The organism is Burkholderia sp. BCC0405 (genome assembly GCF_902833075.1).
In the GTDB taxonomy this organism is placed as follows: domain Bacteria; phylum Pseudomonadota; class Gammaproteobacteria; order Burkholderiales; family Burkholderiaceae; genus Burkholderia.
Map to the genome: position 1 here is coordinate 329,953 of NZ_CADFEO010000004.1, position 21,749 is coordinate 351,701.

At 67.8% G+C, this 21,749-nt stretch carries 18 protein-coding genes; 9 read left to right on the forward strand and 9 right to left on the reverse strand.

Annotated features, from left to right (window positions below):
- The first annotated feature begins 69 nt into the window (after positions 1-69).
- Positions 70-555 (forward strand): GNAT family N-acetyltransferase, encoded by a 486-nt coding sequence (locus HWX36_RS08930; protein WP_175951746.1) that lies wholly within the window; start codon positions 70-72, stop codon positions 553-555.
- A gap of 22 nt (positions 556-577) precedes the next feature.
- On the opposite strand, the gene HWX36_RS08935 is transcribed toward HWX36_RS08930, so the two are convergent.
- Genes HWX36_RS08935 through HWX36_RS08945 form a run of 3 tightly spaced genes read right to left on the reverse strand, consistent with a single transcriptional unit; the run spans position 578 to position 2,552 of the window.
- On the reverse strand, positions 578-1,447 hold the full coding sequence (locus HWX36_RS08935) for a cytochrome c oxidase assembly protein (RefSeq protein WP_175951747.1): 870 nt from the start codon (positions 1,445-1,447) through the stop codon (positions 578-580).
- Between the two features lie 10 nt (positions 1,448-1,457).
- The gene (locus HWX36_RS08940) at positions 1,458-1,904 is read right to left on the reverse strand and encodes a copper chaperone PCu(A)C (protein ID WP_175951748.1); all 447 of its coding nucleotides are present in this window, start codon (positions 1,902-1,904) and stop codon (positions 1,458-1,460) included.
- Positions 1,905-1,916: 12 nt separating this feature from the next.
- Positions 1,917-2,552 (reverse strand): SCO family protein, encoded by a 636-nt coding sequence (locus HWX36_RS08945; RefSeq protein WP_175951749.1) that lies wholly within the window; start codon positions 2,550-2,552, stop codon positions 1,917-1,919.
- A 281-nt stretch (positions 2,553-2,833) separates the two neighbouring features.
- Between HWX36_RS08945 and otsB the strand changes: the two genes are divergently transcribed.
- Positions 2,834-3,586 carry a trehalose-phosphatase gene (otsB, locus tag HWX36_RS08950; RefSeq protein ID WP_175951750.1) on the forward strand — a complete coding sequence of 251 codons (753 nt, stop codon included), beginning with the start codon at positions 2,834-2,836 and terminating at the stop codon, positions 3,584-3,586.
- The gene (gene otsA / locus HWX36_RS08955) at positions 3,583-4,962 is read left to right on the forward strand and encodes an alpha,alpha-trehalose-phosphate synthase (UDP-forming) (RefSeq protein ID WP_175951751.1); all 1,380 of its coding nucleotides are present in this window, start codon (positions 3,583-3,585) and stop codon (positions 4,960-4,962) included. Before otsB ends, otsA begins: the two co-directional genes overlap by 4 nt.
- Positions 4,963-5,039: 77 nt before the next feature.
- Here the strand turns inward: otsA and HWX36_RS08960 are convergent, their stop codons facing one another.
- Positions 5,040-6,872, reverse strand: a complete 1,833-nt coding sequence (locus HWX36_RS08960; protein ID WP_175951752.1) for an ABC transporter ATP-binding protein — start codon at positions 6,870-6,872, stop codon at positions 5,040-5,042.
- 564 nt (positions 6,873-7,436) lie between these two features.
- Here HWX36_RS08960 and HWX36_RS08965 point away from each other — a divergent pair.
- From HWX36_RS08965 to HWX36_RS08975, 3 genes are all read left to right on the forward strand, one after another.
- On the forward strand, positions 7,437-8,501 hold the full coding sequence (locus HWX36_RS08965) for a glycosyltransferase family 4 protein (protein ID WP_175951753.1): 1,065 nt from the start codon (positions 7,437-7,439) through the stop codon (positions 8,499-8,501).
- A gap of 235 nt (positions 8,502-8,736) precedes the next feature.
- On the forward strand, positions 8,737-9,543 hold the full coding sequence (locus HWX36_RS08970; RefSeq protein WP_175951754.1) for a hypothetical protein: 807 nt from the start codon (positions 8,737-8,739) through the stop codon (positions 9,541-9,543).
- Positions 9,544-9,582: 39 nt separating this feature from the next.
- The gene (locus HWX36_RS08975) at positions 9,583-10,047 is read left to right on the forward strand and encodes a DUF2214 family protein (RefSeq protein WP_175951755.1); all 465 of its coding nucleotides are present in this window, start codon (positions 9,583-9,585) and stop codon (positions 10,045-10,047) included.
- Positions 10,048-10,224: 177 nt separating this feature from the next.
- On the opposite strand, the gene gudD is transcribed toward HWX36_RS08975, so the two are convergent.
- A complete protein-coding gene (gene gudD / locus HWX36_RS08980; RefSeq protein ID WP_175951756.1) occupies positions 10,225-11,577 on the reverse strand; it encodes a glucarate dehydratase in 1,353 nt (450 codons plus the stop codon).
- A 358-nt stretch (positions 11,578-11,935) separates the two neighbouring features.
- Between gudD and HWX36_RS08985 the strand changes: the two genes are divergently transcribed.
- Entirely contained in the window at positions 11,936-12,697 is a 762-nt protein-coding gene (locus tag HWX36_RS08985) for a FadR/GntR family transcriptional regulator (RefSeq protein WP_175951757.1), read from the forward strand.
- A gap of 138 nt (positions 12,698-12,835) precedes the next feature.
- Here HWX36_RS08985 and HWX36_RS08990 read toward each other — a convergent pair whose 3' ends face one another.
- From HWX36_RS08990 to pdxY, 3 genes are all read right to left on the reverse strand, one after another.
- On the reverse strand, positions 12,836-13,984 hold the full coding sequence (locus HWX36_RS08990) for a branched-chain amino acid ABC transporter substrate-binding protein (RefSeq protein WP_175951758.1): 1,149 nt from the start codon (positions 13,982-13,984) through the stop codon (positions 12,836-12,838).
- A gap of 361 nt (positions 13,985-14,345) precedes the next feature.
- On the reverse strand, positions 14,346-16,490 hold the full coding sequence (locus tag HWX36_RS08995) for a phospholipase C, phosphocholine-specific (protein WP_175951759.1): 2,145 nt from the start codon (positions 16,488-16,490) through the stop codon (positions 14,346-14,348).
- Between the two features lie 272 nt (positions 16,491-16,762).
- The gene (gene pdxY, locus HWX36_RS09000) at positions 16,763-17,623 is read right to left on the reverse strand and encodes a pyridoxal kinase PdxY (RefSeq protein WP_175951760.1); all 861 of its coding nucleotides are present in this window, start codon (positions 17,621-17,623) and stop codon (positions 16,763-16,765) included.
- Positions 17,624-17,796: 173 nt separating this feature from the next.
- Between pdxY and HWX36_RS09005 the strand changes: the two genes are divergently transcribed.
- The gene (locus HWX36_RS09005; protein WP_175951761.1) at positions 17,797-18,858 is read left to right on the forward strand and encodes an alpha/beta hydrolase; all 1,062 of its coding nucleotides are present in this window, start codon (positions 17,797-17,799) and stop codon (positions 18,856-18,858) included.
- Positions 18,859-18,894: 36 nt separating this feature from the next.
- On the opposite strand, the gene HWX36_RS09010 is transcribed toward HWX36_RS09005, so the two are convergent.
- The gene (locus HWX36_RS09010) at positions 18,895-19,893 is read right to left on the reverse strand and encodes an LLM class flavin-dependent oxidoreductase (protein ID WP_175951762.1); all 999 of its coding nucleotides are present in this window, start codon (positions 19,891-19,893) and stop codon (positions 18,895-18,897) included.
- 639 nt (positions 19,894-20,532) lie between these two features.
- Between HWX36_RS09010 and hpnI the strand changes: the two genes are divergently transcribed.
- Positions 20,533-21,708, forward strand: coding sequence for a bacteriohopanetetrol glucosamine biosynthesis glycosyltransferase HpnI (gene hpnI / locus HWX36_RS09015; protein WP_175951763.1), 1,176 nt, complete (start codon positions 20,533-20,535; stop codon positions 21,706-21,708).
- The last annotated feature ends 41 nt before the right edge of the window (positions 21,709-21,749 follow it).

Sequence of the window (21,749 nt, forward strand, 5' to 3'; positions counted from 1 at the left end):
GCGGGCGCGCTTCGAGGCATAATCGGCGATTGCCGTGCGCCGGCCGGCGCGCCCGAATCAGGACCGACCATGAACGCATCCGCTGCATCCCCGAGCGCCGCCGATCTCGACTGGCGCTGGAAATCCTTCGACGCGCTGACGGCGCGCGAAGTCTATGCGATCCTCGAAGCACGCAGCGCGGTGTTCGTCGTCGAGCAGAACTGCGTGTATCGCGACATCGACGACGCGGACCAGGCCGCATGGCACCTGGCCGCCTTCGATCCGGCCGGTCGCCTGGCCGGCTATCTTCGTGTGCTGCTGCCCGATGCGCAGAATGCCGACGTACGCATCGGCCGCGTGCTGACGACCGCCGCGTTCCGCGGCGCGGGCCTCGGCAACGGGCTGCTGTCGCGCGCGCTCGAGCATATCCGCGCGCAGTGGCCGGATACGTCGGTGAGCCTGCATGCGCAGGCCCACTTGCAGCGTTTTTACGGGGCATTCGGCTTCGCGCCGAGTTCGGACGTGCACGATGAGGACGGCATCCCGCACGTGTGGATGAGCCGCGCACGCGCGTAATGCGCGATGCGCCGCGCCGCGGTCAATGCGCGGCGTGCGCCGCCGACGGCCGGTCCGCGCGCTGTGCGGCCCGTTCTTCGACCAGGCGGCCGCGCGCGGACAGCCTCAGCCAGTGCCGCAGCGCGATCAACGCGCCGATCACGCTCATCATCGAGCCGGGAATCCACAGCAGCAGGCCACCGATCTGCTGATCGCGCAGCGGGCTCAGCCACGTGAACGCACGGCCGCAGATCGAATAGATCGGATACAGCTCGTGCGGCGTGAAGAAGATCAGCGCGCCGAGCGCGATCTGCGGCGGGATCGCCGCGACGACGATCAGGATCCGGCGGCCGGGCGACAACCGCGCGGGCGGCGCGGGACGCGGATCGACGACGAGCCACCAGAACAGCAGCCCGTCGATCACCATGCTCCAGTTCATCACGCGATAGAGACGCCAGTCGAGCATCGCGATGAAGTGGATCGGCGACAGCAGCCAGAAATAGATCAGCCCGACGAACAGCACGACCGCGACGACGGGATGGAACACCACGTCGAGCGTCGCGCGCACGGGCGCCCACGCGAGCGCGGGGCGCACGAAACGCTGCCGCCAGCGGAACGGGATGCCCGCTCGGATCGCCGCGCCCGGATAGGACAGCGCAATGAAGAACGGCCCGAGGTGGTGCAGTACCAGATGCTGCGCGCGATGCAGGAAGAACTCGTGCTCGAAGAAATAGTCGAGCCGCGTATGCAGCGCGACGTAGAGCGCCGTCAGCCCGAACCAGAACGAAAACTGCCGCAGCGGCGACACCTTCGCCTTCTTCACGCCGCGTGCGAACAGCACGGCGGCGGTCAGCACCGCGATCACCACGGTGGGCGACGGTTCCCACGGATCGAGCCAGTACAGGAGGTTCATCGCGCGGGCATCACTTCGCCTGGGCCGGTGACTTCACGGCGAACGGCGCATCGACCGTTTCACCGTCGGAGAACTTCAGGCGCAGGTGCACGGTGTCGCCCGGCTTGATCGCGTGCTTCGGCTCCTCGAGCATCACGTGGTAGCCGCCCGGCGCGATGTCGACCTTGCCGCGCGCCGGGATCGTCAGCTTGTCGACCATTTCCATCTTCTGCGTCGAGCCGTTCGAGACGGTCTGGTGCAGCATCGCCATCCCGTAGTCGGGGCTGTCGACGTCGACGAGATCGACCGGTTTGTCGCTCGTGTTGACGAGCGTCACATAGCCGCCGGCGGGCAGCTTGTTCGGCAGCCAGCGCACCCATGCGTTCTGCGCGGTGATCGCGCCGGCGGCATACGCGTGGGCGCCCGCGCCCAGCGCGGCGAGGAGGGCGAGCGTCTTGAGGGTCGTTTTCGTTTTCATGTTTGGATGAATTCAGGTCGTGGAGGCGGTGTCGATGATCCGGCGCACATCGGCGGCGATGGCGTCGGGCGAGTCGTGGTCGGTCGCAAGCAGGCGGGCGCGGCCGCTCGCGTCGAAGATGTAGACGGCCGAGCTGTGCGTGACTTCGTAGCCGCCGTCCGGATCGCGCTTTTCCATCTGGTACGCGACGCGATAGCGCTTCGCGAGCGATTCGATCTGGCGGTCGGTGCCGGTCAGGCCGCGCGCGTGCGCGGGGTCGAATGCGGCGACATACGATTGCATGGCCTGCGGCGTGTCGCGCGCGGGGTCGACCGTGACGAACAGGATGCGCACGTTGTTTGCCTGCGGGCCGAGCTTCGCCAGCACTTCCATCAGCCGCGCCATCGTTTCGGGGCAGACATCGGGGCAGTGCGTGTAGCCGAAGTAGACAAGTGCGACCCGGCCGTGGAACGCATCGGCGTCAATGGGGTGACCGTCGCCGCCCGTCAGCGTGAACGACAGGTCGGGCAGGTGGCCGGTGACGTTGGTCAGGTTCCAGCGCGGCTCGTCGTGCGTGCACGCGGCGAGCGCCACGGCGGCGACGAGGGCCGCGGCCGTGCGAATGAGGCGGGAGAAGCGCCGGTGCGGCGCAGTGCGGGCAGACGACATCCTGGGGCTCGATCGGACGGAATGGTGGCCGCCGGCGGCGCCATGCGTCGCGCGGCAGGCGGTTGCGACTGTAGCGCAATTCGCGCGCCCGCGTCCTTTCGAAACCCGTACGCGGCGACCGAGCGAGGCAATATGTCGCAGTTGACGCGGGCGGCGGCGCGATGCTCGCGATGTACCGGTTTCGCCCATCTCGATACGCAGGCGCGGTAAGATGCGCACAATTCCATTCGCGCAGCGGCCGCCCGGGGCGTTTGCCGGCCGACCCTCACACTATCGAATCGATGCAATCCGTTCCGGCTTCCCTGTCCCTGACCGATACCGCGTTCTTCTTCGACTTCGACGGCACGCTCGTCGAACTGGCGCCCACGCCCGACAGCATTCATGTCCCGCCGTCGCTGCCGACGCTGCTCGACGAACTGCAGCGCCGCTCGCACGGCGCGGTTGCGATCGTGTCCGGGCGCGGTATCGACAACATCGACACGTTCCTGAAGATGCCCGGCATGCCGATCGCCGGCCTGCACGGCGCGGAGCGCCGCGATGCGAACGGCGACACGCAGCGCATCGGCTTCAACGACGAACGTCTGCTGCGCATCGAGCGCGAGCTGGCGGCCGTCGTTGACCGTCATCCGGGCATGCTGCTCGAAATCAAGGGCGCCGCCGTCGCGCTGCACTACCGCAACGCGCCCGAGCGCGAGGCGGCTGCGCGCGCGGCCACCGAGCGCCTCGTCGCCGACTATGCCGACGCGTACGTGCTGCAGCCCGGCAAGATGGTGTTCGAAATCAAGCCGAAAGGCGTCGACAAGGGGCGCGCGCTCGCCGCGTTCCTCGACGAGCCGCCGTTTGCCGGCCGCATGCCGGTGTTCGCGGGCGACGACCTGACCGACGAGAAGGGCTTCGCGGTGGTCAACGCGCGCGGCGGCCTGTCGATCAAGGTCGGCGCGGGTGAGACGTCTGCCCGCACGCGGCTCGATTCGGTCGACGCGCTGCATGACCAGATCGCGCGCTGGCTCGGTGCGGGGCAGCCGGACGCATGAGTCGCCTCATCATTGTTTCAAACCGCGTTGCGCCGATTTCGGAAGGCGAACCGGCGGCGGGCGGTCTCGCGATCGGCGTCTACGATGCACTGAAGGAGACCGGCGGCATGTGGTTCGGCTGGAGCGGCGAGGTCGTCGCGTCCGGCGCGCCGCAGATTCGCGTCGAGGAGCACGGACCGGTCACGTTCGCGACCATCGGCCTGTCGCGGCGCGACTACGACCAGTATTACCGCGGCTTCTCGAACGCGACGCTGTGGCCCGCGTTTCACTACCGCACCGACCTGATCCAGTACGACCGTCACGAGTTCGAAGGCTATGGCCGCGTGAACGTGTGGCTCGCCCGGCAGCTCGTGCCGCTGCTCCAGGACGACGATGTGATCTGGGTGCACGACTATCACCTGATCCCGTTCGCGCGCGCCCTGCGCGCGGCCGGCGTGAAGAACCGCATCGGCTTCTTTCTGCACATCCCGTTTCCGGCTGCGCAGGTGCTGGTGAACGTGCCGCCGCATCGCGATCTCGTCGAGTCGCTGTGCGCATTCGACCTGCTCGGCTTCCAGACCGAGCCCGACCTGCGCGCGTTCTGCGACTACGTTGAATCGGAAGCAGACGGCGTGATCGAGCGCGATGGCCGCGTGCCGACGGTGCGCGCATTCGGCAGGACGCTGCGCGCGGCCGCCTATCCGATCGGCGTGCATCCGGACGAGATCGCGTCGCTCGCGCAGGCCGGCGAGCACGGCAAAGCGGTGCGCACGCTCGCGACCTCGCTGCGTGGTCGCAAGCTGATCATGAGCGTTGACCGGCTCGATTACTCGAAGGGGCTCGTCGAGCGCTTTCGCGCGTTCGAGAAGCTGCTCGAACACGAGCCGTCGCATCGCAATCGCGTGTCGTTCCTGCAGATTGCGCCGTCGACCCGCGCGGAGCTGCGCGCGTACCAGGACATCCGCCTGCAGCTTGAGGGGGAGTCGGGGCGCATCAACGGACGCTTCGCCGAGCTCGACTGGGCGCCGATCCTCTATATCCATCGCCAGTACGACCGCCAGCTGCTCGCTGCGCTGTACCGGCTCGCGCGGGTCGGCTATGTGACGCCGCTGCGCGACGGGATGAACCTCGTCGCGAAGGAATACGTGTCCGCGCAGAATCCGGAGGATCCGGGCGTGCTCGTGCTGTCGCGCTTCGCGGGCGCCGCACGCGAGTTGACGGGGGCGCTGATCGTCAATCCGATCGATATCGACGGGATGGCCGATGCGTTGTCGCAGGCGTTGACGATGCCGCTCGCCGAGCGGCGCGCGCGTTATACGGACATGATCGCGCAGCTTCGCGAGAACAACGTGTCGGTGTGGCGCGACAACTTCCTGCGCGATCTGCAGCACGCGTAACCGGCGCTTCATCGAGTAATAAAAAAGCCGCAGTGCGAGGCGCACTGCGGCTTTTTTGTCGGCTGCGGGCCGGTACGTCAGGCCACGCGTTCGCCGGTCGGCGTGCTGCCGTCGGGAGCCGGGTGATGACGGCCGTGCTGTTTCGCGAGCAGGTCGCGGTACAGGCCCGGGCGGTTGCGCAGCACGTCGGGTGTGCCGTCGTCGATCACCTTGCCGTTGTTCATCACGATGATCCGGTCGAAGTTGCGCAGCGTCGACAGGCGGTGCGCGATCGCGATCACCGTGCGGCCGACCATCAGGCGGTCGAGCGCGCTCTGGATCGCTTCCTCGGATGCGCTGTCGAGTGCGGACGTCGCTTCGTCGAGCAGCAGGATCGGCGCATCTTTCAGGATCGCACGCGCGATCGCGATGCGCTGGCGCTGGCCGCCCGACAGCTTGACGCCGCGGTCGCCGACGATCGTGTCATAGCCTTCCGGCATCGCTTCGATGAACTCCGCGCAGCGCGCGTCGCGCGCGGCGGCGAGCACTTCGTCGCGGGTCGCCTCGGGGCGGCCGTACGCGATGTTGTCGTAGATCGTCCGGTGCAGCAGCGAGATGTCCTGCGGCACGAGCGCGATCGCGTGGCGCAGGCTGTCCTGCGTGATCGTCTTCACGTCCTGGCCGTCGACCCGCACGGCGCCGTCCTGCGTGTCGTAGAAGCGCTGCAGCAGCGCGAGCACGGTCGACTTGCCGGCGCCCGACTTGCCGATCAGGCCGACGCGCTGGCCCGGCTCGATATGGAGGTCGAAGTGGTCGAGGATCGCGCGGCGGTGCGGATACGCGAACGTCACGCGCTCGAAGTCGACGCGGCCGCCCTTGGCCGACAGCGGCTGTGCGTCGGAGTGGTCCGGCATCCCGTGCGGCTCGAGCAGCGTCTTGACCGCTTCGGACAGGCGCGCGATGTGCTGCGTGACGTCGACGAGTGCGACCGCGAGATCGCGCGTGCCGTGCAGGATCGTGAAGCCGAGCGAGCTGACCAGCACGATGTCGCCCGACGTCGCGCGGCCCTGGTCCCACAGCCACAGCGCCCAGCCGAGCAGGCCGGCGGACAGCATCGCGGTGATCACGGCGTGCAGCAGGCGCAGCTTTTCGAGATAGAGCAGGCTCTGCTGGCGCGCATCCATCTCGGCCTTGACCGTCGCGCCGAAGCGTTTCTGTTCACGCAGCGTCATCCCGAACGCACGCACGAGCCCCATGTTGCCGATCACGTCGACGAGCTCGCCGTCGACCGCCGCCGCCTTCGCCGCGAACGCGTGGTGGCGCGCGGAGCCGCGACCGGCCAGCTTGAACAGCACGACGGAGAGCACCGCGGAGCAGCCGAGCAGGCCGGCCGCCATCATCGGATTGACGACGATGATCATCAGGATCGCGCCCATCACCGCGATGCACGGCGGCAGTACGTTCCACGCCATCGTGTTCTCCGACGTGTAGACGGCGTTCGACGTGGCCGTGATGCGGCTCGCGAGCGTGCCGGGCTGCTTTTCGGCGTAGTAGGTGGGCGAATGGCCGATCAGGTACTGGAACAGGTCGCGCCGCAGGTCGCCGGTGACCGCGACGAACGTGTGCGCGGCGAACCAGCCGCCGACGCGCCACAGCAGGTTGTCGGCGGCGATCAGCCCGACGAGCAGCGCGAATGCGCTCCACAGCGGGCCGGGGTGATGCCGCCCGGTCGCCAGCACGTCGATCAGGTGCTTGATCGCGTATTGCGAGCCGAGCGCGCAGCCGACGGCGGCCAGCACGCTGCAGAGCACGACCAGGTGGGCGACGGGGTGAAGGCGAATGTAGCGGAACAGGAACGCGATCGGCCGGTGCGCGTAGCTCGACAGCTTCGCGTTGTGGGCGTTGCGCTGGGCAGGGGTGAGAGATTCCAAAATATGCGTGCGGTGATTCGGTGATTGAGCGTGGCGGCTGGATCGCAGGCCGGCGTTCGCCCGGACTGAATAATCCGGCATTGTAAACAAGGCCGCGTGTCGCGCTGCGCGAATCTTGCCTTGGCCGGGGGCTCGCGATCGATTTTGAGATAAAATCCGGCATCCCGTCCTGCCTCATGTGCCGGAATCACGCTGCCGGCAGTCACGGGGGCAAGGAATGCCAAAAGGGCCTTCCACTCTAGAACGGACACCCAAGTCCGCGGGTTGCAAAGTGTTGCACCTTTGTAACAAAGTAAAGTGTTTGAAATGTTGTGCGCCGTATCGGGATTAACCCTAGATAATCGGCTCCGGGTTCGATTCCAGGTTTTTTTACGAACCCCTGTCAACGGGTCTTCGTTTCAAACGTTCTATGCCTGTCGCGTCGCCGACGCTCCTTGAGCAGCGCGGGTTTGACGCCCCCGGCAGGCTGATTCGTCCGACCTTCGGACGAAATGCATCCAGCCCGGACCGCCGGCAGGTTGCCGACCCATACCTGGTTTTTAGCCGATTTTTTAGGAGTTACGCATGCGAATCGCCCAAATCGCTCCGTTGCACGAAGCGGTGCCCCCGAAACTGTACGGTGGTACCGAGCGAGTGGTGTCCTACCTCACCGAAGCACTTGTCGAGATGGGGCATGACGTCACGCTCTTCGCGAGCGGCGATTCGCAAACCTCCGCGAAGCTCGAAGCCTGCTGGCCGCAGGCGCTGCGCCTCGACCCGACGATCCGCGACGTGATGGCCCCGCACATGCTGCTCCTCGAGCAGGTGCGCCGCCGCGCGGAAGAGTTCGATGTCCTGCACTGCCACATCGACTACTACCCGTTCTCGCTGTTCTCGCGCCAGCCGGTCCCGCATCTGACGACGATGCACGGCCGTCTGGACCTGCCGGAACTGCAGCCGATCTTCAACGCATTCAGCGACGTGCCGGTCGTGTCGATCTCCGACAACCAGCGCATCCCGCTGCCGCAGGCGAACTGGCTGTCGACCGTCTACCACGGCCTGCCGGAAAACCTGCTGACGCCGATCCCGAACGTGAAGCCGAGCTACCTCGCGTTCCTGGGCCGCATCTCGCCGGAGAAGCGCGTCGACACGGCGATCCGCATCGCCGAGCAGGCCGGCCTGCCGATCAAGATCGCCGCGAAGCTCGACAAGGCTGACCGCGCGTACTACGAAGAGAAGATCAAGCCGCTGTTCGCGCTGCCGCACGTCGAGTACATCGGCGAAATCAGCGAGTCCGAAAAGACTGAATTCCTCGGCAACGCGCACGCGCTGCTGTTCCCGATCGACTGGCCGGAGCCCTTCGGCCTCGTGATGATCGAGGCGATGGCTTGCGGTACGCCGGTGATCGCGTTCAAGCGCGGCTCGGTGCCGGAAGTGATCGACAACGGCGTGTCGGGCTTCGTCGTCGAAGACGAGCTGTCGGCTGTTGCCGCGCTCAAGCGCCTCGATGCGCTGCCGCGCGAGCAGGTCCGCGCCGCGTTCGAAGCCCGCTTCTCGTCGAAGGTGATGGCGCAGAACTACGTGAAGGGCTACGAGGAACTGCTGCGCCAGAAGCGTCGCACGGTGCTCCGCGAAGTCAACGCAAGCTGATTGCGGGCCGCCGCCGCGCTGCGGCGCGGCTTGCCCTAGACGCCCCGTCCGGGTTCCCGGCGGGGCGTTGTCACATCCGCGGCGCGGATCTGTTGTATTCTCGCCGCGCCCGACGCCGCGAACGGCCCCCGAAGCGACCCGCCATGGCATCCGGTCGTCTGTCCAGACGGTAATGTCCCTATAATGGCCGTGCCGTGAAATCCGGCCCCGCACGAATATCCAGAGGAGAGCAGTCTTGGCGAGAACGAAATCCACGCGCGCAGCGCCGGCCCCCGGCGCCGGTGTGATCTTCGCGTTGCGTGCGATCGGTCTCGTGCTGCTCGCGCGCTGGCTGTTCTCGATGTCCCAGATGGGTTATCGCTCGTCGCTGTCGGCGATGGTGTCGTCGCCCTGGGCATTCGTCTATCTTCTGCTGATCTTCCTGCTGCTCGCGCTGCCGGGCGCCGTCGCGCGCGCCGAACGGCCGTTTCATCCGCTGCCGCAGTGGCTGCGCCAGGCGCTGCGCGTCTTCGCGCTGATCGGTTTCCTGTTCGCGGTCTGGTCGATCGGCATGTTCGTCTGGGTGGACGGCTGGCGCCTCGCGCTGCATGCGGTGACGGCGACCAACGGCTGGCTCGTTGCCGCACCGGCGCTTTATGCAGCAATCGTCTGGATCTGTCGCCCGCGGCCGCTGTGGCGGACCAACGTGGCCGCCCGCCGCTTCGCGGTCGGCCGTTATGCGATTTCGCTCGACGTGCTGACGCGCACCGCGATCGTGTGGATGGAAAGCCGCAAGGTCGGCCAGTACGATGCGCGCGAACTGTCGGTGCGCTGGCCCGGCCAGGCGGCCCCTGCGGCAGGCGAGGGCGCATCGGACGCGCAGCCGGCAGTCGTGCCGCCGCGCCGCGGCAGCCTCTTCAACCGACCGAAGGTCGAACTGCTGTGGGATTCGCCGGCGGCCGTCGGCCATAACCGGCAGATCGTCATGCGTGCGCCGCTCGCGACCGAAGGCGACCGCGTCGCGGTGCTCGCGCTCGACGCCGCGCTCAAACAGATCGTCTGACAAGTCCCGCGCACGGCCCGCGGGCGACAAGGAGGCGTGATGATCGTCCGCTGGTTGCTGGCTGCCATTCACCTGAGCGCGTTCGGCGTCGCGTTTGCCGCGATCGCGGGGCGTAACCGCGCGTTGCGCCGGCTCATCGCGTCGGCGCAGGCGGCCGACTTGCCCGGTGTATTCAAGGCCGATGCCGCATGGGGGCTGTCGGCGCTCGTGCTGATCGTGACGGGCCTGATGCGCGCGTTCGGCGGTTTCGAGAAAGGCTCCGCGTACTACCTGCACGAACCGCTTTTTCATCTGAAGATGACCGCGCTCGTGCTGATCCTGCTGCTCGAGGTCGTGCCGATGCTCGGGCTGATCCGGTGGCGCGTCGCCGCGCGGCGGCAGCAGATGCCCGATCTCGGCCGTGCGCGCACCTATGTGCGGATCGGCCATTGGCAGGCGGTGCTGGTGATCGTCATCGTGTTCGCCGCGTCGGGGATGTCGCGAGGGATTGGGTTGGCCGGGTAGGTGCGGCCCAGGCGAGGCCGGGCAGGCCGGCCATCGCTGCCGCCACCTTCACCCCGATCCCGTTCGACCCAAGCAGCGTTTTCCGCCCGAGACCCGTCATCGTCCCGGCAGCGGGCCGCAGCGCTTCGCTCGGTGCCGGCTCGACCGGGCGATCCTGCCGCCCGGTCCGTCCCGTGCTTAGCGCACGAGGCAGGGGCGCTTGTTGTTGAAGGTCCACCCCGGAATCAGGTACTGCATCGCCGCCGCGTCGTCGCGGGCACCGAGCCCGTGCTGCTTGTACAGTTCGTGCGCGACCGCGACGGCATCCATGTCGATATCGATGCCGAGCCCCGGCCGCTTCGGCACCTCGACCAGCCCGTTCTCGATCTTCAGCGGTTCGCGCGTCAGCCGCTCGCCGTCCTGCCAGATCCAGTGCGTGTCGATCGCGGTGACCTGACCCGGCGCGGCGGCCGCGACGTGCGTGAACATCGCGAGCGACACGTCGAAGTGGTTGTTCGAATGCGAGCCCCACGTGAGGCCCCAGTCGCGGCACATCTGCGCGACGCGCACCGAACCCTGCATCGTCCAGAAGTGCGGATCGGCGAGCGGGATGTCGACGGCCTGCAACTGCACCGCATGACCCATTTGCCGCCAGTCGGTCGCAATCATGTTGGTGGCCGTCGGCAGCCCCGTCGCGCGGCGGAATTCGGCCATCACTTCGCGGCCCGAGTAGCCGTTCTCCGCGCCGCACGGATCTTCCGCGTAGGCGAGCACGTGATGCTGGTCACGGCACAGCCGCACGGCTTCGTCGAGCGACCACGCGCCGTTCGGGTCGAGCGTCACGCGTGCGTCGGGGAAGCGCTCGGCGAGCGCCGTCACGGCCTCGATCTCGCTCGCGCCTTCGAATACGCCGCCCTTCAGCTTGAAGTCGTTGAAGCCGTAGCGCGCACGCGCGGCCTCGGCGAGCCGCACGACGGCCTCGGGCGTCAGCGCGGCTTCGTCGCGCACGCGCGTCCAGTCGTCGGTCGCGCCGCTGCCGTCGCGGTAGGCGAGCGCGGTCTTCGTGCGGTCGCCGACGTAGAACAGGTAGCCGAGCATTTCGACACGCTCGCGTTGCTGGCCCTCGCCGAGCAGCGCGGCGACCGGCACGCCGAGATGCTGGCCGAGCAGGTCGAGCAGCGCGGCTTCGAGCGCGGTGACCGCGTGGATCGTCGTGCGCAGGTCGAAGGTCTGCAGCCCGCGGCCGCTCGCATCGCGGTCGGCGAAGGTGCGCCGCACGTCGTTGAGCACGGCGAGGTAATTGCCGACCGGCTGGCCGACGACGAGCGCGCGCGCATCGTCGAGCGTGCGGCGGATGCTTTCGCCGCCCGGTACTTCACCGACGCCGGTCCGGCCCGCGCTGTCCTTCAGGATCACGAGGTTGCGGGTGAAGAACGGGCCGTGTGCGCCGCTCAGGTTGAGCAGCATGCTGTCGTGACCGGCGACCGGAATCGCTTGCAGGTCGACGATGCGCGGCGTGTCGTGGGAGGGCGAGGCAGTGACGGCGTTCATGGGCGGCGATGGCGAAAGGGTGGGCAATGCCGCGCGGCAAAAGCTTTGCCGCGCGCGGCGGGAGGTGCGATCATTCGACAACCGACCTGCGTGGCGCGCAAGCCCCGCAGGTCGACGCCACCCGGCACGGGGTGGGAGCGGCAACCGATCCGGCGGAGCGCGGAACGCGAACGCTGGCTGATCGTAAGGCATGGGACCGGGCGGCGCTGGAATGCTCGCTTGAGTCGACAGGAGATCCGTGTTTCTATCATCAGTCGTCGGATGACTTGTGACGAAGTATAATGAATCATCGGCTTTCGCTCAAACCCCGCGTAAACCCTCGGCTCACATCAAGATCATTCAAAAAGGAACCGGCCTCATGTCCGTGCCTACGCTTCCCGCAGCGCCGCGTCGTCGCGCACGCAGCCTCGCACAAGATGTCGTCGACGCGCTGACCGCGCAGATCGAAAACGGCACGCTGCGCCCCGGCGACAAGCTGCCGACCGAAACCGAAGTCATGGCGGCGCAGGGCGTGAGCCGGACGGTCGTGCGCGAGGCGATCTCGCGGATGCAGGCGAGCGGCCTCGTCGAGACGCGCCACGGCATCGGCAGCTTCGTGCTGGAGCCGTCGCGCCGCCAGGCGCTCGGCATCGACCCGGCGACGATCACGACGCTGCGCGACGTGCTCGCGGTGCTGGAACTGCGCATCAGCCTCGAGAGCGAATGTGCGAGCCTTGCCGCGCAGCGCGCGAACGATACCGACCTGGCCGCGCTGCGGCGCGCGCTCGACGCGATCGCAACGGGGGCGGGCGGCGGCCGCGACACCGCACAGCTCGACTTTCAGTTCCACCTGCAGATCGCGCAGTCCACCGGCAACCGCTATTTCGTCGACATCATGACGCAGCTCGGCACGTCGATCATCCCGCGCACGCGCGTGAATTCGGCCCGCTTTGCCGGCGACGATCTCGAGCGTTACGTCGGCCGGCTGAACCACGAGCACGAGGACATCTACGAGGCGATCGCGCGCCACGATCCGGAGGCCGCACGCGCCGCGATGCGCACGCACCTCACCAACAGCCGCGAACGGCTGCGCCGCGCGCACGAGGCGGCCGAGGCCGAGCGCGACACGCAGGCCGGCTGACGCGCCGGGCGGCGCGGCCCGTGTTGCCGCTTGCCCGCTCGAATCGCTTCAACGTCAGTCGTCATACGAGATCGATATCCCTTCATCGATCGCCGCAGGCCGGGCGGCGTCTCCGCCGCCGGCCGCCGGCACCACCGATCAGCCTCCCTTCGTCGTGATCGTCTTCCATGCGCCGCTCTTCACCTGGTACAGCGTCGACATCCCGCTCTTCAGCGAGCCGTCGTTCGCGAACGAGATGCGGCCGGTGACGCCTTCGAAGTCGATCTTCTTCAGCGCCGGACGATAGACCTTCGGGTCGGTCGAGCCGGCCGCCTGCATGGCCTTGATCGCTGCCCACGCCGCGTCGTAGCCGAACTGCGCGTATGACAGCACGTCGACGCCGAAGCGCTTCTTGAAGCGTTGTTCGAAATCCTTTCCTTGCGGCAGCTCGTCGAGGGGCCGGCCGTATTCCCATGCCATCGCGCCTTCGGCGGCCGGGCCCGCGATCTTGATGAACTCGTTGTCCTTCACGCCGCCGCCGCCGACGAACTGCGCGTTCAGCCCGAGCTGGCGCATCTGCTTGATGAAGTTCGCGGCGAGTGAGTCGAGGCCGCCGAAGAAGATCAGGTCGGGGTTCCTGGCCTTCAGGCTCGTGATCTGCGCGCGGAAGTCGACCGCCTGGTTGCTGGTGAATTCGCGGCCGACGATGTTCCCGCCGGCGGCCTTCACGGCCTTCTCGAACTCGTCGGCCTCGCCCTGGCCGAACGCGGTGCGGTCGTCGATGATCGCGATGCGCTTCGCCTTCGTCACGTCGACTGCGTACTTGCCCGCGTTGCCGGCGTTCTGGCCGTCGGTCGCGATCACCATGAACATGTTCGCGAGCCCGCGCGCGGTGAGCGTCGGGTTGGTGGCGGCCGGATCGATCACCGGGATGCCGGCCTTGTCGTAGACGACCGACGCCGGAATCGTCGTCCCCGAGTTGAAGTGGCCGACCACGACCGACACGTTCTGGTCGACGAGCGCCTGCGCGGCCTGCACGCCGATGCGCGGGTCGGCCTGGTCGTCCTGCACGACGAGGTCGAAGTGTGCGGGCTTGCCGGCGATCTGCACCTTCTGCGCGGCGGCATCGTCGAGCGCAAGCTGCACGCCGTTTTGCAGGTCCTTGCCGTAACCGGCGTTCACGCCCGTGAGCGGCGCGGCGAACCCGACTTTTACGTCGGTCGTATCGGCGGCCTGGGCGGCCTGTTGCGAGAGGAGGGCAAGCGCGGATGCAATCGACACCGACAGTACGGAATGACGGAATTTCATGTTGTTCCTCTTGTTCGACACCTGCGAGTGAATACCGCATGCGCTCGGGCGGGCCGGGCGCGTGCGACGGGCGGGCGGTTCGACCGCTTCTCGGAATCGGGCGGGGAGGTCGGCATCGTGATCCTCGGAAGATTCTCCCGTCAGGCTTTGTGAGGCGCCCCGACTGCCTCGATATATAGGTCGCCGATATGCCCGGGTCTTGGCAATTTGCCGCGCATTCGGTGAGGATTTGCGCATAGCTTCCGCGCGTGCGGCGGCGGCCGGTATCGGGAGTTTCCCGTCGCGAACGGAGCGGGTGGAGAGGGGGGAGGAGCAGGGAGGCGGCGCGGCCCGCCGGGGCCGCGCCGCGCACCGGACGCCGTCAGTCGGACAGGGCGTCCGATGCGGCTTCGGCATCGTCGTGCGATGCGTGCGTGCGGATCAGCGGATCGCTGGTGCTCGGACGGCCCGTCTCGACGTGGCCCGCGAAGCGGCGCAGGAAGCCGAGCAGCCGGCCGTCGCTGACGGTCAGGTCGTACCAGCCGTGGCTGCCGCGCAGATCCCAGTAGTCGTCGATCTGCTGGCCCGGTGCGAGGTCGAACGTGCGCGCGCGGCCGTGGCCGTACGCGTTCGTGACCTTGAGCCGCACGGCCTGGTGGCCGCGGTTCATCAGGCGCAGCGTGATGTTGCCGTTCGCGACGTCGTAGCCGTAGATCACCTCGGGGTTCACGTTCGCGCTGCCGACGCCGGTCGCGAACGGGCCACGGAAATGGCAGTAGAAGCCGTTCGGGCCGTACACGTCGAGGTCGTACAGGCCGAGCGACGCGGCGGCGCTCCACGTGTCGTCGATCCGCTTGCCGGCTTCGACCGTATACGTCCACGGACCGTCGAGACGGTTGCGCGACTGCACCTGGAACGCGGCGCCCGCCCGGCCCGTGTTCGCGAAGGTCAGCCGGAACAGGCCGTTCACCGATTCGACGCGGCCGTGCGCGAACAACTCGTACGGCAGCGCGCGCGCCGGACGCAGCCCGGCCTCCTGTTTCGGCAGCTTCTGCAGCACCGGCGGCACCGGGATGTAGTCGGGGTGGCGCAGGCGGTCGGGCGGCGCGTAGCCGCTCGTGTCCGGCAGCGTCGGCCAGCCGGCGTCGGTTGTTGCGAAATCGAACGCGGCGGTCAGGTCGCCGCACACCGTGCGACGCCACGGCGAGATGTTGCCGGCCTTGACCGGATACTGCGCGCCGAAGCGCGCTTCGATGAATTGCAGCAGCGACGTGTGATCGAAGGTCTGCGAGCAGACCCAGCCGCCCTTCGTCCATGGCGACACGACGAGCATCGGCACGCGTGGCCCGAGCCCGTACGGGCCGGCCATGTGCGATGCATCGCCGGGGAATACCTCGTTGGTCGTCGCGACCGTCGACAGTCCGTTGTCGCGCGACTGCGGCGCGAACGGCGGCTGCACGTGGTCGAAGAAGCCGTCGTTTTCGTCGTACGTGATGAAGAGCGCGGTCTTGCTCCATACCTCCGGATTCGACACGAGCGCCTTCAGCACCTGCTCGATGTACCAGGCGCCGTAGTTCGCCGGCCAGTTCGGATGCTCGGAATACGCTTCCGGCGCGCAGATCCACGACACCTGCGGCAGCGTGCCGTTCTTCACGTCCTGCTGCAGCACGTCGAACAGCGTGCCGCCCGCACTGATGTTGGTGCCGGTGCGCGCCTTGTCGTACAGCGGCGTGCCGGGCAGCGCGGTGCGGTACTGGTTGAAGTAGAGCAGCGAGTTGTCGCCGTAGTTGCCGATGTACGGGTTCTGCGTCCAGCCCCACGACCCGGCGGCGTTCAGGCCTGTGCCGATGTCCTGGTAGATCTTCCACGAGACGCCGGCGTTCTCCAGCACTTCCGGGTAGGTCGTCCAGCCGTAGCCCGCTTCCTCGTTGCCGAGCACCGGGCCGCCGCCCGTGCCGTCGTTGCCGACGTAGCCCGTCCACATGTAGTAGCGGTTCGGATCGGTTGAGCTCGGGATCGCGCAGTGGTACGCGTCGCAGATCGTGAACGCGTCGGCGAGCTGGTAGTGGAACGGGATGTCGTCGCGCTTCAGGTACGCCATCGTCGTGGTGCCCTTGTTCGGCACCCACTGGTCGTAGCGGCCCTTGTTCCAGGCGGCGTGCATGTCCTGCCAGCCGTGCGGCAGGTCCTGCAGGAACTGCAGGCCGAGCTTGTCCGCGCCCGGATGGAATGGCAGCAGCTCGGCCGGGCCGACCGGCTGGTGGAACGCCGACTTGCCGTTCGCGAGGCGCAGCGGGCGCGGGTCACCAAAGCCGCGGACACCGCGCATCGTGCCGAAGTAGTGGTCGAACGAGCGGTTCTCCTGCATCAGGATCACGATGTGTTCGATATCGCGGATGGTGCCCGTGCGGCGGTTCGCGGGAATCGCAAGCGCATCGCGAATCACGGGCGGAAACAGGTTCAGCGCGGCGGCGCCGGCGGTGCCGGCAGCGACGCGCAGGAAGTCACGACGGTTCGATCGGGTCATGGTCGTTATCGTGCGTTAAAGGGGGAGCCGATTGGCGGGACCTGCTGGAAGGGCGCGCCTGGGTCGCAGGATGCGGCTGCGTCGGGTCGTGCCGCCGCGAGCATAGCGAGGAATCGGTGTCATTCATGTGAAGTCCGGAAACGTTTGCATCCGCATCGAAGCGATCTCGAGGCAGCGTCGGGACACCTGTCGCCGGCGGTCGTGGTGCGGCGGGGGCGGCTGGAAAGCGGCGCGGGATGCGCGCCGATGAAGCGGAGGGCGACGCCCGCGTGTCAGGCGTCCGTGACCCACGCCCCGAACCATTCGCTCGGGCGCGCGATTTCGTCCTGCGCGGCGACCAGTTCGAGCTCGTAGCGGCGCGCATCGTAGGTAGCCTTCACGACCGCATGCACGGCCGCGAGCGTATGCTCGAACGCGGCGCGCACGGAGTCGCCGCGCAGCCGGCATGCGACGAAGATCGCGCTGGTCAGGTCGCCGACGCCGACCGGATGGCGCGGAAACGCGTACAGCGGACGCTGGCCGATCCACGCTTCGGTTTCGGTGACCGCGAGCATGTTGAAACGATCGGCCGGGCTGTTGCGGTCGTGCAGGTGCTTGACGAGGACGATCTGCGGGCCGCGGCGGATCAGCGCGCGGCACGCGTCGACGGCTTCGGCGACGGTTTCGATGCGCCGTCCGACGAGCTTCTGCAGTTCGGTGTGGTTCGGCGACATGCCGTCCGCGAGCGCCGGCATCTCCTGGACCATGAATTCCTCGACGCCGGGCTCGGGCCGGATGCCGCCCGTCTGGCCCATCGCCGGATCGCAGAAGTACCACGCGTTCGGGTTCATCGCCTTCACCGAGCGGACGATCTCGACGGCCGCACGCGCCTGCGGCGGCGAGCCGAGGAAGCCGGACAGCACGGCGTCGCAGCGCTTGAGTGCGCCAATGGCGGCGATGCCGTCGACGAGCTGCTCCATCTTCGCGGCATCGATCGCACTGCCGGCCCAGTGACCGTACTGCATGTGATTCGACAACTGGACGGTATTGAGCGGCCAGACGTTGACGCCGAGGCGCTGCATCGGGAACACGGCCGCACTGTTGCCGGCATGGCCGTAGATGACGTGCGACTGAATGCTGAGGACGTTTTTCATGGGAATCGCCTGCACGCGTTTCAGGGTCACGTCACACGATACCCGAGTTCGTCGCGCGCGCGGAAGTCGCGCGGCCCCGGAGTGTTGCGCGCCGTCGTCAGCGTGACCGCGTAGAATCGCTGGGCGCGAGGCGGCCTGGCTGCCCGCGAGCGTCTCCAATCACCGTGATCGCCATGCTTTCGATTCGCAAGATGTTGTTTGCCGCGCGCGCCGCCGTGCTCGGCATGGGTGTCGCCGCCGCGTGCGCCATGCCTGCCATGGCGGCCGCCGCATCGCCCGCCGGCAACGACGGGCCCGTGTATGGACCGCGCCTGGAAGGGTTCACCTATCCGGCGCCCGTGCATCTGTACACGTTCGTGTCGCAGCGCGAAACCCTCGAGATGGCCTATCTCGACGTGCAGCCGGCACACCCGAACGGCCGCACCGTCGTGCTGCTGCACGGGAAGAACTTCTGCGCGGCGACCTGGGAGGACACGATCGGCGTGCTGAGCCGTGCCGGCTATCGCGTGATCGCGCCGGACCAGATCGGCTTCTGCAAGTCGTCGAAGCCCGATCGCTACCAGTACAGCTTCCAGCAACTGGCGCGCAACACGCACGCGCTGCTCGAATCGGTGGGGGTGAAGTCGGCGACGATCGTCGGCCACTCGACGGGCGGGATGCTCGCGATGCGCTACGCGCTGATGTATCCGAAGGCGACCGACCAGCTCGTGCTCGTGAACCCGATCGGCCTCGAGGACTGGAAGGCGCTCGGCGTGCCGCCGCTGCCGGTCGACTACTGGTATGCGCGCGAACTGAAGACCACGGCCGACGGCATCCGCCGCTACGAGCAGGGCACGTACTACGCGGGCAAGTGGTCGCCGTCGTACGAGCGCTGGGTGCAGATGCTGGCCGGGATGTACCGTGGCGCGGGTCGCGATGCGGTCGCGTGGAACTCCGCGCTGATCTACGACATGATCCTCACGCAGCCGGTGGTCTATGAACTCGGCGCGATCCGCGTGCCGACGCTGCTGATGATCGGCGACAAGGACACGACCGCGATTGGCAAGGACGTCTCGCCGCCTGACGTGCATGCGAAGCTCGGCCGCTACCCGGAACTCGCGAAGCGCACGCAGGCCGCGATCCCCGGCGCGCAGCTCGTCGAGTTCCCGGCGCTCGGGCACGCGCCGCAGATCCAGGACCCGGACGCGTTCCACAAGGCGCTGCTCGACGGGCTCGAGGCCGTGCACCCGCAGTGATGCGGGGCCGGCCGCAGGCGGCCCGGGCGAGCGCCGTCAGTGCGTTTCGCTCGCGAGTTCGTCGCGGATCTGCGCGGTCAATTCGAACGAGCGCAGCCGTGCCGCGTGATCGTAGATCTGTGCGGTGACGATCAGTTCGTCGGCCCCCGTCTGCGCGATGCGGTCGCGCAGCTTGTCGCGCACCGTGTCGCGCGAGCCGACCGCCGCGAACGACAGCGAATGCGCGACGGTCGCGAGTTCCAGCTCGTTGGCCTCGAGCACGTCGACCGGCGGCGGCAGCTTGCCCGGCGTGCCGCGCCGCAGATTGATGAACTGCTGCTGCAGCGACGTGAACAGGCGCCGCGCCTCGTCGTCGGTATCGGCGACGAACACGTTGACGCCGACCATCGCATGCGGCTTCGGCCATGCGGCCGACGGCCGGTACTGCGCACGATAGATCTCGAGCGCGCGCATCAGGTAATCCGGCGCGAAGTGCGACGCGAACGCGAACGGCAGCCCGAGCATCGCGGCGAGCTGGGCGCTGAACAGGCTCGAGCCGAGCAGCCACACGGGCACGTCGAGCCCTGCGCCGGGCACTGCGCGCACGCGCTGGCCGGGCACGGGCTCCGCGAAGTAGCGCTGCAGCTCGGCGACATCATCCGGAAACGAGTCGGCGCTGCCGATCAGGTCGCGGCGCAGCGCGCGCGACGTGGTCTGGTCGGTGCCGGGCGCGCGGCCGAGGCCGAGATCGATGCGCCCCGGATACAGCGACGCGAGCGTGCCGAACTGCTCGGCAATCACGAGCGGCGCGTGATTCGGCAGCATGATGCCACCCGACCCGACCCGGATCGTCTGCGTGGCGCCCGCGACGTGGCCGATCACGACGGCCGTTGCCGCGCTCGCGATGCCGGGCATGTTGTGATGCTCGGCGAGCCAGTAGCGCCGGTAACCCCAACGCTCCGCATGCTGCGCGAGATCGACGGTGTTGCGGAATGCCTGGGAGGCGTCGGCGCCGGCCGGAATGGGGGCGAGGTCGAGTACGGAAAACGGAGTCATCGGTTGGCCTTCGAACGGGGGAGCGGGGTGATGCACTTACGCAACAAATGCCGGGGATTTTGCCAAAGGGCACCGGAACGTGCTGGGGGCGGCCCGATACCCATGCGCCTTTCAGGGATGCAGGGTTGAATTTGATGATCGTTGCAAAAATCAATCTAATTGCCGATTAATTACCAATCTTTACGGCGATTGGATGTGAATCCGCATCGACATACAAATTTGCACGAAACGTTTGATTTTCAAGACTGCAATACGCCTGCAAACCGCTTACGCTAACGTGAACGCGGGTGTGCCCAAATGGTTCGCCGACTGCGCAGCTTTGCCGGAATTGCACCAGTCCGTTTCTCGTAGTGCCGAGCGCGGGGTGCCGCGGGCTGCTAAAATCCGGCGCCTGCCCATGTTGTGCCGAAGGTAGCCATACGAGTCTTCCCGTATCCCGTCCGGGTGTCGCGCGGCGATGCGCCACGCGAAGCCGGGCATGGCCATACCCGAAAGATGGGTCGAGCCTCCCTCATATACAGACGCTGCTGGAACAAGGAGTCGGGTCGTGCCCGCGTTCGTCGTTGTCGGAATACCGAATCACGCTCAATCACGCTCAGGCGTGCTCCATGGCGTTCAGGTCGCCGGGAGGCGTCGCGCATGACGGCAACCGCAACGATGCTCGACTGGCTCCTGATCGCCTTCACGCTGGCCGCGGCCGGCTATGCGCTCGTCGCGGCGTTCGCACCGCGGCCGCGTACGCCGCGCACGGCCATGCGCGACGGCTTCGAGCCGGTCAGCGTGCTCAAGCCGCTGTGCGGCGCGGAGCCGCACCTGTACGAAAACCTCGCGACGTTCTGCGAGCAGCGCCATCCGCGTTATGAAGTGCTGTTCGGCGTCGCGTCGGCGGCCGATCCGGCCATTGCCGTGGTCGAACGGCTGCGCGCCGATTATCCCGAGTGCGACATCACGCTCGTGGTCGACGCGCGCGTGCACGGCAAGAATCTGAAGGTCGCCAACCTGATCAACCTCGCCGAGCGCGCGAAGTACGGCCGCATCGTGATCGCGGACAGCGACATCGCGGTGAGGCCCGACTATCTGGAGCGCGTGACGGCGCCGCTCGCCGACGTGTCGGTGGGGGTCGTCACGTGCCTGTACCATGCGCGCAGCGTCGGCGGGTTCTGGACGCGGATCGGCGCACAGTTCGTCGACGCCTGGTTCGCGCCGTCGGTCCGGATCACGCACCTCGGCCGCTCGAGCCGCTTCGGCTTCGGCGCGACGCTCGCGCTGACGCGCGACACGCTCGACCGGATCGGCGGCTTTCCCGCGCTGAAGGACGAACTGGCCGACGATTTCTGGCTGGCCGAGCTGCCGCGCCGCCTCGGGCGACGCACCGTGCTGTCGGAGGTCGAGGTCGCGACCGACGTGATCGAACCGTCGTTCGGGCCGCTGTGGCACCGCGAAACGCGCTGGCTGCGCACGATCCGTTCGCTGAACCCGGCCGGCTTCACGTTCCTGTTCATTACGTTTACCGTGCCGTGGCTCGCGATCGGCGCGGCGCTCGCGCTGCGCCTCGACGGAACCTTCGCCGGCTCGCTGGCGGGCTGGGCGGCCGTGGTGGGCGCGTTCGGGCGGCTCGTGCTGCACGCGCGCGGCGAGGACGGCTGGCTCGCGTTCTGGCGCGACCTGCCGCTCGTCGCGGTGCGCGACACGCTGCTCGCGCTCGAATGGCTCGCGGCCGCGTTCGGCACGCACGTCGTGTGGCGCGGCGCGCGGATGACGGTCGTCGGCGGCGAACGCGCGACGGCGGCAGTGGAAGCAGTGGACGGCCGCTAGGGCCGCTCCAACCGAACCCGGCCCGAGGGCCGAGACGCGCT